Source organism: Mesotoga sp. B105.6.4, assembly GCF_002896535.1.
Lineage (GTDB): Bacteria > Thermotogota > Thermotogae > Petrotogales > Kosmotogaceae > Mesotoga.
Genome location: NZ_JWIM01000001.1, coordinates 78,562 through 91,674, shown reverse-complemented (window position 1 = coordinate 91,674; position 13,113 = coordinate 78,562). Strand labels below are relative to the sequence as shown.

General features: G+C 47.6%; 13 protein-coding genes. 8 read left to right on the top strand and 5 right to left on the bottom strand.

Annotated features, from left to right (window positions below; all coding sequences use genetic code 11):
- The first annotated feature begins 19 nt into the window (after window positions 1–19).
- On the top strand, window positions 20–1,117 hold the full coding sequence (locus RJ60_RS00425; protein WP_099831025.1) for an ABC transporter ATP-binding protein: 1,098 nt from the start codon (window positions 20–22) through the stop codon (window positions 1,115–1,117).
- Between the two features lie 874 nt (window positions 1,118–1,991).
- Here the strand turns inward: RJ60_RS00425 and RJ60_RS15370 are convergent.
- On the bottom strand, window positions 1,992–2,276 hold the full coding sequence (locus RJ60_RS15370; protein WP_146028878.1) for a hypothetical protein: 285 nt from the start codon (window positions 2,274–2,276) through the stop codon (window positions 1,992–1,994).
- A gap of 232 nt (window positions 2,277–2,508) precedes the next feature.
- On the opposite strand from RJ60_RS15370, the gene RJ60_RS00415 reads away from it, so the two are divergent.
- From RJ60_RS00415 to RJ60_RS00395, 5 genes are all read left to right on the top strand, one after another.
- On the top strand, window positions 2,509–3,222 hold the full coding sequence (locus RJ60_RS00415; RefSeq protein ID WP_103133767.1) for a glycerophosphodiester phosphodiesterase family protein: 714 nt from the start codon (window positions 2,509–2,511) through the stop codon (window positions 3,220–3,222).
- Window positions 3,219–3,743: a hypothetical protein gene (locus RJ60_RS00410; RefSeq protein WP_103133766.1), complete on the top strand. Its 525-nt coding sequence runs from the start codon at window positions 3,219–3,221 to the stop codon at window positions 3,741–3,743. Before RJ60_RS00415 ends, RJ60_RS00410 begins: the two co-directional genes overlap by 4 nt.
- Before the next feature lie 56 nt (window positions 3,744–3,799).
- Window positions 3,800–4,438, top strand: a complete 639-nt coding sequence (locus RJ60_RS00405; protein ID WP_243392457.1) for a lipid-binding SYLF domain-containing protein — start codon at window positions 3,800–3,802, stop codon at window positions 4,436–4,438.
- A gap of 162 nt (window positions 4,439–4,600) precedes the next feature.
- The gene (locus RJ60_RS00400; RefSeq protein WP_099831019.1) at window positions 4,601–5,089 is read left to right on the top strand and encodes a hypothetical protein; all 489 of its coding nucleotides are present in this window, start codon (window positions 4,601–4,603) and stop codon (window positions 5,087–5,089) included.
- Between the two features lie 47 nt (window positions 5,090–5,136).
- Window positions 5,137–7,941, top strand: coding sequence for a response regulator (locus tag RJ60_RS00395; protein ID WP_099831018.1), 2,805 nt, complete (start codon window positions 5,137–5,139; stop codon window positions 7,939–7,941).
- 72 nt (window positions 7,942–8,013) lie between these two features.
- Here RJ60_RS00395 and RJ60_RS15365 read toward each other — a convergent pair whose 3' ends face one another.
- From RJ60_RS15365 to RJ60_RS00380, 3 genes are all read right to left on the bottom strand, one after another.
- Entirely contained in the window at window positions 8,014–8,265 is a 252-nt protein-coding gene (locus tag RJ60_RS15365) for an MMPL family transporter (RefSeq protein ID WP_258006136.1), read from the bottom strand.
- Between the two features lie 12 nt (window positions 8,266–8,277).
- Window positions 8,278–8,910 carry a hypothetical protein gene (locus RJ60_RS00385; RefSeq protein ID WP_102819070.1) on the bottom strand — a complete coding sequence of 211 codons (633 nt, stop codon included), beginning with the start codon at window positions 8,908–8,910 and terminating at the stop codon, window positions 8,278–8,280.
- Window positions 8,911–9,232: 322 nt separating this feature from the next.
- Window positions 9,233–9,811, bottom strand: coding sequence for an MMPL family transporter (locus tag RJ60_RS00380; RefSeq protein ID WP_099831016.1), 579 nt, complete (start codon window positions 9,809–9,811; stop codon window positions 9,233–9,235).
- Between the two features lie 185 nt (window positions 9,812–9,996).
- Between RJ60_RS00380 and RJ60_RS15360 the strand changes: the two genes are divergently transcribed.
- Window positions 9,997–10,200: a hypothetical protein gene (locus RJ60_RS15360; protein WP_133117348.1), complete on the top strand. Its 204-nt coding sequence runs from the start codon at window positions 9,997–9,999 to the stop codon at window positions 10,198–10,200.
- 480 nt (window positions 10,201–10,680) lie between these two features.
- Window positions 10,681–11,751, top strand: a complete 1,071-nt coding sequence (locus RJ60_RS00365) for a DUF362 domain-containing protein (protein WP_099831014.1) — start codon at window positions 10,681–10,683, stop codon at window positions 11,749–11,751.
- Between the two features lie 35 nt (window positions 11,752–11,786).
- Here RJ60_RS00365 and RJ60_RS00360 read toward each other — a convergent pair whose 3' ends face one another.
- Window positions 11,787–13,079, bottom strand: coding sequence for a glycosyltransferase family 4 protein (locus RJ60_RS00360; RefSeq protein WP_258006135.1), 1,293 nt, complete (start codon window positions 13,077–13,079; stop codon window positions 11,787–11,789).
- Between the last annotated feature and the right edge of the window lie 34 nt (window positions 13,080–13,113).

Below are 13,113 nucleotides of genomic sequence, written 5' to 3'. Positions count from 1 at the left end.
TGGTTTGCGAGGTGGTTGGATGTCAAAGACTTCTGTCTCAGTTAGGATCGAAAACGTCACCAAGGTCTTCAAAGATGTCAAAGGGAAGGCAGATGTTATAGCCGTTAACAATGCCAACTTCGATATAGAACCCGGTGAATTAATCACTCTGCTGGGTCCTTCTGGTTGCGGGAAGACGACGACGCTCAGGATGATCGGTGGATTCGAACTGCCCACAAAGGGAAAGATCTTTCTGGGGAATGAAGACATCACGTTTCTGCCGCCCAACAAAAGAGATACTGCTACAGTATTTCAGAGTTACGGGCTTTTTCCGCACATGAACGTCTTTGACAACGTTGCTTACGGCCTGAAACTGAGAAAGCTTCCCACAAAGCAAATAAAGGACAAAGTAATGGGCACTCTCGATCTGGTCGGCTTGAAGGATCTGGCCCAGAGGGCTCCTTCGAAACTCTCCGGCGGCCAACAGCAGCGTGTCGCCCTTGCGAGAAGCCTGATCGTGGAGCCTTCCGTACTGCTTCTAGACGAGCCTCTTTCAAATCTAGACGCCCTGTTGAGGGAACAGATGCGAGTCGAGATAAAGCGGATTCAGAAGACGCTTGGAATCACCACGATATACGTGACTCACGACAGGGTCGAGGCAATGAGTCTCTCGGACAGGATAATCGTGATGAAGAACGGTTTCATAAGGCAGATAGGCTCACCGAACGTGCTCTACGAGGATCCAAACTCAAAGTTCGTTGCGGGGTTTGTAGGAAAAGTAGCCTTCTTACCGGTGGAGGTTCTCGAGATGAATGGAACCTGCAAAGCAAAGTTTGAAGACAAAACAGTGGAGGTTGGCAAGTTCTCGCCGGAATTATCACCTGGAGAAGCCGCCGTGATTATGGCCAGACCCGAGTCTCTCAAACTCGTTGATCCCGGAGAGGGAATGATTGAAGGCCAGGTAACGACAAACATATATCTCGGTGGAAGCCTCGAATCATATGTGGCAACCGAGCACGGAGAACTCCTGGTGCAGATAGACAACCCCGCCGAAAAGAAAATTTATCCCGAGGGAGAGAAGGTTTCCATCGGCATTATCCCGAACCTGGCAAAAGTGCTGCCGAATAAGGATGAATGAGGGTAAGACCGTGGTTGCGGGTAGCGGTGTGGTTGGAAAAAGCAAAATATCAGTTCCAAGTTGCAAGTTGCGAGTTGTGAGCAAAGGCCGGGGTCAGAGGTTTGAGAATAGATGTAGGAAGATCGCGATCGTTCAGAGAATCTAACAATGCGTCATGCTGAACTTGTTTCAGCACCTCTTAAGAACCGTCCTTCGTTGCACGTCCCGGATCATGGACCAGTCCTTGGATAACATCAAGCGAGAAAGAGCATTATCGAGAGTTCGCTCAATCACGTGAAGAGCGAGATTCTGAGCAGGATCACCTCAGAATGACGCGATGCTAGAGAAGGCTATCACTCCATGTCACTCGTACAAACTCCTTACTTCATAACCCGTAAGCCTGCCCTAAAATGCTCTTGTTTGGGGCTCCTGTTTGGGGGCTCTTTTTTTGGACTACTATTCAGGGTCATCCCGTGATGCATGTGCACGGGATCTCTTTCTTCATCTTCAATGGCAAAAGTGGGGATTAACCGATTCTTGGATTCTGTACTATTATTCACGGAGATCCTTACCAAGAGCTTGTCAGGATGACCTAGAGTGCGAGTATCTGTTCTTCGTTTTTGGTTAGGGCAATGAAGCAAGAGCATCAGGATTCCGACCAGTAGCTTTGTCGGAATGACGAAATGCGATGTTTTCGTTCAACCCCTGGCTTATAACTTAGAACTCACAACTTACAACTGATCTTTCAGCGCACAGCGGATCTTCAGGGGCCAGTCACCTTTGGTGGCCAATTCCGCTTCGCGGGCAAAACAAAAACAATCGAGAAAGAGAGCATAGAGAGGTTCGCTACGCTCACGAGAGAAGAGAGAGAGGGAAGTCAGTCTGCTGAGTAGGCTTATTCTAAGTTTTGCAACTTGGAACTGACAACTTGCAACTGATCTTTCAGCGTATAGCGGATCTTCAGGGGCCAGTCACCTTCGGTGGCCAGTTCCGCTTCACGGGCAAAACAAAAACAATCGAGAAAGAGAGCATAGAGAGGTTCGCTACGCTCACGAGAGAAGAGAGAGAGGGAAGTCAGTCTGCTGACGTAGGCTTCTAAGTCTTGCAACTTGAAACTGACAACTTGCAACTGCTCCATCTCGAGGACGGCGGACCGTTGACGGACAACGTTGTTTTTCATCAGCGACCAGCGGGTTCACCGCTTTTAAGCGCACAGCGGCTCTTATGCCTGCAACTTGGAACTGACAACTTGCAACTGATCTTTCTAAGGACGTCTTTTCAAAGCTTACGTGGGTCTTCACCTGCGTCAGCAAACTGGCGTGTTCTTGCCTTCTCGAATGCCTTGACTGAGTTGGGCTAACAAAGTAGAATGAATTCAGCAACGCTATATGCCGTTTTTGGAGGCGATTCTGATGTTGGTTTTAGCTCATAGGGGTATGGGGAAGGGCAGATACGAGAATACGCTGAAGTCTTTTGAGGAGGGTCTGTCCTTTGGCGCACATGGCATTGAGCTCGACGTAAGGCTTACGAAGGACGGCGCAGTGATCTTGAATCACGATCCCGATCTCAAGAGAACTCTGGGATTGGATGTCAAGCTATCTGAAACGACACTCGACGAACTGGACAAGATGGACCTGATTGGATTTGATTCTCTAACTACTCTCGAAACGGTTTACAAAGAGCTCCCCGAAGAGACATTTATTGATGTCGAAATCAAGGCCGTTGAAGCCGTCCCTCAAGTAATAAAGATTATCAAGAGGTTTGATGCGGTTGAGAGAACAATGTTCTCCTCTTTTCATCATGATTGTTTGCTTGCATTCACCGAGGAGTTCTTCGGCAATCCAATGATTGCACCTATAATAGATAAAGAGATCCGCCAAGTCGGCGGCGAAGAGTATCTGGCGGGCGTCATAAAGAAGTACAAGCCCTACTCAGTAAATCTCAATAAAGATCTCTTCGAATATTTGGGATTGGAAAAGGGCCTCTCTATGTTGCGGAAGGTGCGTGAAGGCGGAACCAAAATTTCACTCTGGACGCTGAACGATCAGAATTTGCTCCTCAAGGTCAGGGAAGTCTGCGACTTTTTGATCACCGACTGTTCTGATAAGATGAGGGAGGTAGTATGAAGAAAAATATACGCAAAAGCCTTATTGTCACCTTTCTAATCTTAACTTCACTGACGATGCTTCTTGTATCCTCTTGCGGAGAGAAGACAGTCCAGCCCGAAGAGCAAATATCGCTTTCTCGGGAAGAGATTCTTGCTCTTTCGGGAATTGAGGAGAGTGAGATCGATTTCAGAAAGGTCAAGCTAGACGTTTCAGGAAAGCCTCAGCTTACTATTGCCGTTTACGACGGGGAAGGGAGAGAGATCTTCTCAAAGGACTTCCCTCAAAGTGAAGTTAAGGGAGGCTACGTTACGGTTGCAGTGATCAAATCAGAGGTACTCGATGCCTTGCGATTTCTATATGGCGTGACCGACTCGAAGGGAAGTTTCTTCCCAATAGTTCAGGACTTGCCGTACTTCCAGTATCAGAACGTTGTTGTCAACAACGCCGATGTTCCAAGAATATCCTCAAAAGGAGAGTTTAGATTGTCTAGCGTAACCTTCGGTCAGGAAAGGCAGGAGGTTTTTCTTAGAGTGAAGTAGACTCGATACTTCGGGAGGGGATTGACCTGAAAAGGCTTTTCGTGGTGGTGATTCTTATGGCTTCTTTAATGGCATTCGGAGCAAGCTTGCCCAAAGAAAGGATTCAAAATGCCCTAAGTATTCTTCAAGAGCTTTCGGAAACGGAAGACAGTGGATCTTTTGCTGAGTTGATGAGTAAGTCTAGCGGAATAGTGATTTACCCTGAGATGGTGAAAGCCGCGCTTGGATTCGGCGGGCAGTTCGGAGAGGGTTTTCTGCTCAAGAGAGGAGAAGATGGCCGCTGGTATGGACCGTTGTTTCTCAAGCTGTACGGTATAAGCTACGGATTTCAGGCCGGCGTTCAAAAGAGCGGTCTGGTGCTTGTCATTATGAACGAGAAGGGCATTGAAGGTTTTCTAAGCAATAACGTTACCCTTGGCGGAAGCGCCTCAATTTCAGCCGGACCCACGGGCAAGACCCTCTCTGCAGATACTGATTACAAACTAGAAGCTGCCATTTACTCTTATTCAGTCAGTAACGGCATCTTCGCCGGTGTATCACTGGGCGGTTCGATTGTACGCCAGGACACCGAAACAAACAGGGAATACTATGGGCTATCGCTTACTCCCACCGAGATTATTGAGAGGGAAGCAAGCGGAGTGGGAATCGAAGAGCTTGTTGGATTTCTCAATTCATTGATTGGCCCCAAAGAATAGCCTTGCGCTTTAGCAATAAGAAACTGCAATATTCCGAAAAGCAAATCGGGTCTCAACTTCGATGCTCAGGTTTGAGAGCTTCTGTTTTTTCGATATCCAGCCTTCACGTACTATAATGGCACCAAGGCAGTTCTTCCTTTGCCAGATAGGGTAGGTGAGGTTTTGAGACTTCTCTTGGTTCTGTTCATTGCTCTTGTAGCGGTTGGTCTTGCTGTGAATATCGAAACGATTGAGAGCCTCAAGGACAGCTGCCATAGTGCGGATTCTAAGGGCTTTGAGATGGAAGGCGGCAGCTCCGCAACCGTTACTGCAATTCCCTATGAAGCCGTCTCGGAACTGGGCATTCCGATCGATGATCTAGTAGGGCTCTTGTTTTTTGAGCTGCCGGAGAACTCTTCGGAAGTATCCTTTCTAAATGTTACTGTGGCAGGGAAATGCAAACGTGGCGAAGCTGTGGATGGGGTTTGGGCAGATCTTTATGTAATTGGGGAAGGGTTCCTTGTTCAAACTACAAGGTATGATCCATTTATTCTGATAGATTCAAATAGACTAGTAGTTGCTCTTTCGAGTTATCTCGATACGTCAGTTTACTATTCGGTTGTTCTGAACGGAAGTAGAGCAACCTTCAAATGGGAGTTCAACGTTGACTAATGATGTAGTTAGACGATCGCATTCAGAGAATAGAGCGGAGAAAGTAAATGAGAAAGCTTAGCAGAAAGATCTCACTACAGTTCCTGCTCTTCGTTCTTGCGGTGCTAACTTTGCTTGTAACGTTGCTGGCGATCACTTTCATCCAAACAGCAACCGATGAGTACAAGAGCTACCTAACCGAAAAGAAACAGTCTGTCTTTCAGTGGTTCATAGATCTGCGCAGAGATCTGAAACTCTTTGTCGATCGTTACGCTCTCGAGCAGGTCCTTGAAAGTGGGTATGACATTCTCGTTCAACTCGGTGATGAGAGAGAGATTATTCTTAACAGGTCGGCTCTTTCCGACGAAGAGATTGATGAGATCGAAAGGTCGGGAAACGGATTTAAGATGCTTGAAAGGCAGCTCGTGTACTTCTCTACAATAGTTAGCAATGAAGTTCCGTACCTCGCAGGGATTATCTTCGACAACAACGATATCGAGAGTCTTTCGTCGTTTATCGGACAGGATGGGATTGCCTTCCTGCTAATCGGCGATTACTTTGTTATTCCGAGAGAGTTCTCGGACTCAGGATTATATGTGAGGACTGTTCTGGATGAGGAGAAGTGGTCGGAAGAGACACCTTTCACTGTCAGCGAACCCAGACCGGCTTTCTCTTTCTTCTCGTCTGGTTCTCTGTTCATTGTGGACAAGGTCTCAATTGGGGGCGCAGATATCTATGTGCTGCAATCACAGGGCCTCCTCGTCAAGCTAAGAAACAGACTGCTTCCAATTATCAGCATCGTTGTCCTGGGTGTCTTCGGTTTTTCCTTCGTACTTTCATTCTCGCTAAACGCTCATATATCCAAAGCCCTCTCGGAATTGCTGAAGGGATTTGAGTCGATAAAGAAGGGGTCGTTTTCCAGAGTCAAAATCAATTCGAATGACGAGCTTGGCGAGATAGCCTCTGAACTCAACAACACCATGGTCTTCATAGAGAGGACACTGGACAGATTGAAGAATTCCAACGAGCTCCTGAGAAAAGTATCTAAAGAGGCCCAGCAGGCAAGTAAGATGAAATCGGAGTTTTTGGCGAACATGTCACACGAGATGCGGACTCCAATGAACGCTATCCTTGGGTTCGCCGAGCTTCTTATGAACGACGAGACGAACCTCGAAAAGATGAAATACCTTAAGACTATCTATAGAAGCGGTGAACACCTTCTAAGCCTTATCAACGATGTGCTTGATCTCTCCAAAATTGAAGCGGCCCGTTTCGACCTCATGATCTCCCCTTACAGCCCATCGAAACTTGTCAATGAGCTTACTGAAACTTACCTGCCGATGGCCTATTCTAAGGGTCTGCATTTTGCAAACAGCGTAACGGAAAGAGTCCCGGAGTATGTGGATGGTGACGAGTTCAGGATGAGGCAAATCCTGACCAATCTGATTTCCAACGGACTGAAGTTTACCGAGAAGGGATACGTCTCGATACTGCTTGATTATGATGGAAAGTATCTCATATATACCGTTCAGGATACAGGCTTCGGGGTCTCCAGGGACGAGCTGGAAGAGATATTTGAGCCATTCATTCAGGCAGACGGAACCATGTCCAGAAAGTTTGGTGGGACGGGTTTAGGTCTTGCAATAACCAAGAAGATAGTTGAGCTCATGGGGGGAAGGATCAGATTCGAGAGTAAGGTTGGGGAAGGATCTAAAGTGACCGTCAGAATACCTTCGCAGGTTTCTAAAGAAGCTCCAAAACAAAAGGAGAGAGCCGAAATCTCTGTGGCCGGAAAGGTCATTCTCGCATCTGACGATGACGATTTCTTGATTATCGTCGGCTCCATGCTAACGAGAAACGGCATTCATTATCAACCCGTCAAGAACCTTACAAATCTCTCCAGAGCGGTTAAGGATCTCGGAGCATCACTTGCGATCGTAGACACTCCAAAAAAAGCTAGCGAGGCCCTTACTGCCCTTGATGGTATCTACGACGCTTCAATTATCGCAATCACGGATGCTGCCAAAGACGAAGTCCAGTTCGGCGACAGAGTAGATGAAGTTATCCAGAAGCCGGTAAGAGAAGAGGAGCTGATGAAAAGTATAGGCAACTACTTCGAACTCGCTCCGAAAGCAGGCGGTAAGAAGTACAGGATTCTGCTGGCCGAAGACAACGAGGCCAACCAGCTGTTGATAAAGGAAGTGCTGGAGAAAGCAGGATATTCGGTCGATCTGGCGAGCAATGGCAAAAATGCTGTTGAGATGATACGGAACAACAAGTACAATCTCGTTCTGATGGATATGCAGATGCCGATCATGGATGGATACGAAGCCACAAAGGTATTGAGAGAAGAGGGCTACAAGATTCCTATAGTAGCTCTGACTGCCCATACCATGCAGGGAGATGAGGAGAAAACCATAGAAGCCGGTTGTGACGGCTTTCTGGGTAAGCCTGTGAGTCAGTCTGATCTTCTCGAGGTAGTTCGCTATCATCTTGGCATCTATGACAAGACCGGCAAAAAGAGAGATGGAGAACAGGCAAGATCTTACAAGGCTAAGCATACGCAAGACAGCATCTCTCTCTTCGCTAAGGATATGGGCTTGTCGTTCGAAGAGGCCTCGGCGATGTTCGAAGAATATGGGGAACACATCCACAAAACCATTGACGATATTCAGAACGCTTTGGAAAGAAGAAACTTCGACTCCATCTCCAGAGACGGACACAGCCTCAAGGGCTCCGGAAGAATGTACGGCGTTGAAGAGCTGTCTGAAGTTGGATTCAAGCTTGAAACAGCAGGAAAGAGCGGAGACGACAAGACGATTGCAGACTGTATATTGGAGCTTAAGAAACTCTATAGAAAACTCTGGGCGTAGTGCTGGCCGAAGTAACCTGAGGACGTATCACTTTGCTTTTCTCGAGAGCTTCTCTGTCAACTTTGATTCAAGTCAGCTAGAGCTAAGAATCGCCGGTATTATTACAAGTGTGGACATAGAACTGATCGCCATAGTAAAAATCGCTAGCAAACCAAATACCGAAACGGTTAGAAATCTCGAAAAAGCGAGAACTGCAAATCCCGAAATCAGAGTCGCCGCATTCACCAGCAACGCATGGCCCGCGGTTCTTGAAGCTTTGCTAGAAAGCTCCTGAAGACACAGCCCCATCTTGAGCTCTGGTCTTACTCTTTCGATGAAGTGGATCGCATAATCTATTCAGACTCCCACTGAAATGCTAGCCACGAGAACAGTTGCCGCATCAAGCGAGACCCCTAGAATACCCATGGTCCCCACACTGAACGTAACGGCAAAGAAAAGGGTAGCATGGCCACCGATCCCACCAGGAGAGAAGAAAACATTAGCGATACAAGCGACCATACGACCAGAACCGAGAATGCGAGACTGATCGCCTGGCTTCTGGAGAAACTCTCCATGTGAAGCTGAATAATACGGGGGTGTGCCCTTAAGGGTGACGCTGAATTCCGCTGGAAGTATCTCCTTAAGGCCATTCTCAACGCGGACAAGAGTTCGGGAGATGTCTCTTGCGTTGGTATTTCTTATGTAGGTGTGAATTGCTGCTCTTGACGAGTCTTGATTAACGGAGCCCTGAATAACGGTCCCCGCAGTCGTACCTCTAAGAAGGTTCAGCTGCACTTGAGTCGGCAGGCCAGAATAGACGCTCTCAATCAGATTTGCAAAAGTTGAGGTCTTCGAGAGAATATTAAAGCCTTCCAGGAAACTTTCCAGATCATTCAGAGTATCTATGAAGGCCGGTGTCAGTACACCGCCCGACTGGTTTGAATCAACGACTTTCAGGAGGAAGGAGGATCCACCAACCCTTTTTTTCAAAGGCCTCTACTTCCTTTGAGACTTCGCTCTCCTTCCTGAAATATTCCGAAAGATTCGACTCGAACTGCAAGTTAGCAATTCCAAACGCGCACAACTACCGCCAGAATTGACAGATATGTCACCGGTTTTCTGTGTCTGGATACTGAAAGAGAGAGTCTGTGGAGCAACCTTTCTATGAGCGGCTCCTTGAGTCCTCTTTAGGTGGCGATCACAAACCTAGTAGTTGGCAAGACTTTAATAAGCGCAAGGACGGCTAAGAGTGAGAATATCATAGCGTAGAGAATCCCGAATACGCTGAAATAACCTAATTCATGCATTGGAATCACGCTTGAGAAGGCGAGAGAACCAACCCCCCCGCTGTGGTTAGCGAGGTCATCATAACCGGCTGAATCATCGATTTCATCATCTGCATTATCGCCTCCCTCTTTACCGAGCCCTTCAAGATCTCCACTCTGTACCTGCTGAATATGTGAATACTGTCGGGGCGGCCCATGGCTATCAAAAGAATTGGAAGAACTGCACTCATAATAGTGAGTGGAGTATCCGCCACTGCCATTGGTCCGAGAGTCACCGCCACACTTGAGAGCGCTCTGATTGACGGTGTTAGAACACCCGCAACACTCCTGAAAGTGAGAAAAGTCACGAGAAAGGCAATGACTATGGCTATCGGAAACAGCAGGAGAACATCTGCAGTGACAGTGTTGTCAACTGAATAACCCAGAAATAGTTCGCCGGTCAATCTATATCTGTCCGCGCCCCACTGTGAATCGAGTGTATTCTGAATTCCCTGAATAGCCGTTTTTCCCCTGCTGCCCAGTCCGCCTCGTACATACAGTTTCACGAGGGCCGCGTCGCCTTTTGAGCTTGCCGCGAAGTAGCTATCAAAACTCTTTTCGAGCAACTTCCTGAAAGCCTTGACTTCCTCAACCGTAAGTGGAACCTGGTCGTAACCGGAACTGTCTTATGACCAGACCCTGAAGAGTGATATAGGTAGTATCAAGAGGGCTCAGAGCCCTCGAAACATTTGGAATTTGTCTTATGGTCGAGATTGTCTCGGAGAGTTTCTGCCATGAGGCGGGATCATCCATGTTTCTTAGAAGCGCAAGGTACAGCGGCTCCCAGACAGAGAACTCTCTGGCGGCCAGTTCATTCTTTCTTATGACTCCCTCGGAGTCCGAGGCAAGATTGTCGATATTTGTTTCAAATCTCAATGAAGTAACCGTCAATCCGAAAAGAACTGTGATAGCAAGAAACGCAAGAATTGCCAACTATGGAAAGATTATGCTGTAAGGCATCAGTCTTTCCGATGCTTTCAAAAAGATTCGGGTTATGAATGGCTGCTTCCCGGCCTGTAGTCTTTTCAGCTTCTCCAGCCCCCCAAAGAGGCGGTCGATTATTGATATGATACCATTGAGAATGTAGGTTGAAACATTTCGTCCTTGATAGCGATCGGCTTTCAACGTGTTGGAAATAAGAGCGAGCCTTCCAGGGTTCGCGGAGCTTTGGATCAACGTTTATTCTAGAGAGTTAATATGGAGGGAGATGCAGGTTGGATATTTCCGGAAGAATCAGAGGTGGTCTTCTTCACCTCCCTGAGTTCAGTTGCAAACTCCTCTTTTGATGCATCGTTTTTGCTTTGAGTAGCTTCAGTCATGTTATATTGATTAGTCGGATAGTTAGCCCGGGATAGGGGAAAGTGAAGGGGATCATGGACCCGACCCGAAGTTTTGGGCTTCCACAGAGGTTTTTCCTATAAGGGAGGAGAGATATATGAGCACAGTCTATTTCACGGATATCGATACTACTCCGCAGATGGGGCTCCTGAAAAAGGTTGAGGCTCTTCTAAAGAGAGCGAAACTTGAAGAAGTGGTGGAAAAGAACAGGCTGGTTGCCGTTAAGCTCCACTTTGGAGAGTACGGAAATCTCGCATACATCCGTCCAAACTTTCTGAAGGTTATAACGGATCGGATCAAGGAACTGGGAGCCGTGCCTTTCTTGACAGATGCCAACACTCTTTATAAGGGCAGCAGATCCAATGCTGTAGACCATATGAAAACCGCTTCACTGAACGGCTTCACGATGGAATCTGTGGGTGCTCCAGTTGTAATTGCAGATGGCTTGAGAGGTTCAGACGAGATTGAAGTGGAGATTGACGGCGAGTACATAAAGAAGGCGAAAATAGCATCGGCAATCGCTCTGGCTGACTCCCTGGTAGTCGCAAGTCATTTCAAAGGACATGAACAGACGGGATTTGGGGGAGCTCTTAAGAATATCGGAATGGGAGCAGCCTCAAGAGCGGGAAAGATGGAACAGCACTCCGAATCTAAGCCCGTTGTTAGAGAGTCAAGATGTGTGGCCTGCAGAATGTGCGAAAGGAACTGCCCAACAGGAGCAATAACCGTTGAGAGAGTCGCAAGAATAGACTATGAGCTCTGCATTGGCTGCGGTCAATGCATCGCTATGTGCAACTACGGTGCGATGACGGCTGGACCTGGAGGAACCCCCGAATCGCTGAGCAAGAAGATCGCCGAATACGCTCTCGCCGCTACGAAGGGTAAGAAGGCCCTTTACATCTCCTTCATCAACAATGTATCACCCGATTGCGATTGCTGGCACATAAACAGGCCCCCGGTGGTTGATGATATTGGAATAGTCGCCAGTAGAGATCCCGTTGCACTGGACAAGGCATGCATAGATCTTGTAGTAGCAAGGCTGGGATACGATCCTTTCGAAAGGGCCCATCCCGGTATCACATGGCGTTATCAACTTGAACACGCCGAGAAGATCGGCCTTGGCAAGACAGAATACAAACTCGAGAAAGTCGCCTGTTTCGGTGAGTAATAGTTCCGTGTTTGATCAGAGACCCGGCTCTTGGATCAGAGTGGCTCCTCTACAAGTTCTCGAATAATCGCGCTCAGTGTTTCAAAGCTGAATTTCCGGCTTCCTAGCTCGAAATTGCTTTCTGTTACTTCCCTGTATCTCACCGGATCGAAGAGAAGTCCGAGCGTATCCTCGCTCGCTCTCTTTAGATTGAGTTCTGGAACTTCAACCAGTCCTTCTACATAGCTGTACTGATCGCCTAGATCCACAAAGGAGATTCCACTGTCCTGAATATCGCTCTTGAAGACACTGTATCTAAAGAGGGCAATCGGTTTTCTGGCGAAAAGGGCTTCTAAAAGCTGATTACCCCAGCCTTCATAAACGGTTGGATATACCACGATATCTGCGATACTATACGATTCGAAGAATGACTGCTGAATCGATGATGTCAGAGAAGAGATATCGATTACTTCAACACCCAACCTTGAAGCGAGACTATCCAGCTTATTTCTGTAATTCAAAGACTGTTTCTCCGTCAACCCGGTCAAGACAAGAACCGTCCTCCCTGTGAAAACCTTATTGCTGTACAACTTCTTTCCGGCAAAACCCTTTGCAATCTTTCTAAACTCGGCCGTGAGCCTTATTGCTGTCTCAACCGCCTTCCTCTCTGTTATCCTTGTCGCCTGCAGAAATACGATGTCTCCATCGTCTATCCCGGCTGCGCTTCTAAATTTCCGATTGTTCTCTTCCGACACCCAGCTCATACAGCGAAAGTCCATAACATTCGGCACGACCGTGGCCCGAATGCCTCTCCTTGCCAATAGGTCTGAAGCGGAGATCGAGTTTATTGCCAAGTTCCTCACGTTCTCAAGATCCGGCGGGAAGTTGTTATTCAGTAATTCCATGACACTTCCGTATGGGCTTCTGTAGTATGGGCGGTCCCACCAGAAATCGTGATTGTGGGAGATGAAGGACTTTCCGCTCTCCTCAGCAAAGTCGTGCAAAGCCAACCCCGAAGGTATTGACCACCCGAGAGACCAGATATTGTTTGGAATCACAAGATCGTATCCAGAAAGAGCGTATCTGAAACTGCCGAGAATCTGGGAGGTCCGTATTGAAAGCTCCTCATGAATCTCCCTTTCGGTAGCCGGTTCATGGCCGTAGAGCTTCAAATTCAGCTTCTCATTTGCCTCGTCGTTGTACTCGATCTCGGGAATAATTACATCTACTCCCGGGGCAGCATTCCCGGCGACAATATCCACCTCATGTCCCATTCCGGTCAGTACTTTCTTCCACTTCTCCATTTCCAGAGAGACGCCGTCCATCAAACCGGCCCTATAATGAATCAATCCTATTCTGATAGAAACACCCCATTTCTGAAAG

Coding starts and splice junctions, on each gene's coding strand:
- RJ60_RS00365 (WP_099831014.1), top strand. CDS start 10,681: ATGAGCACAGTCTATTTCACGGATATCGATACTACTCCGCAGATGGGG.
- RJ60_RS00395 (WP_099831018.1), top strand. CDS start 5,137: ATGAGAAAGCTTAGCAGAAAGATCTCACTACAGTTCCTGCTCTTCGTT.
- RJ60_RS00425 (WP_099831025.1), top strand. CDS start 20: ATGTCAAAGACTTCTGTCTCAGTTAGGATCGAAAACGTCACCAAGGTC.
- RJ60_RS00405 (WP_243392457.1), top strand. CDS start 3,800: ATGGCTTCTTTAATGGCATTCGGAGCAAGCTTGCCCAAAGAAAGGATT.
- RJ60_RS00415 (WP_103133767.1), top strand. CDS start 2,509: ATGTTGGTTTTAGCTCATAGGGGTATGGGGAAGGGCAGATACGAGAAT.
- RJ60_RS15360 (WP_133117348.1), top strand. CDS start 9,997: ATGTTTCTTAGAAGCGCAAGGTACAGCGGCTCCCAGACAGAGAACTCT.
- RJ60_RS00410 (WP_103133766.1), top strand. CDS start 3,219: ATGAAGAAAAATATACGCAAAAGCCTTATTGTCACCTTTCTAATCTTA.
- RJ60_RS15370 (WP_146028878.1), bottom strand. CDS start 2,276: ATGAAAAACAACGTTGTCCGTCAACGGTCCGCCGTCCTCGAGATGGAG.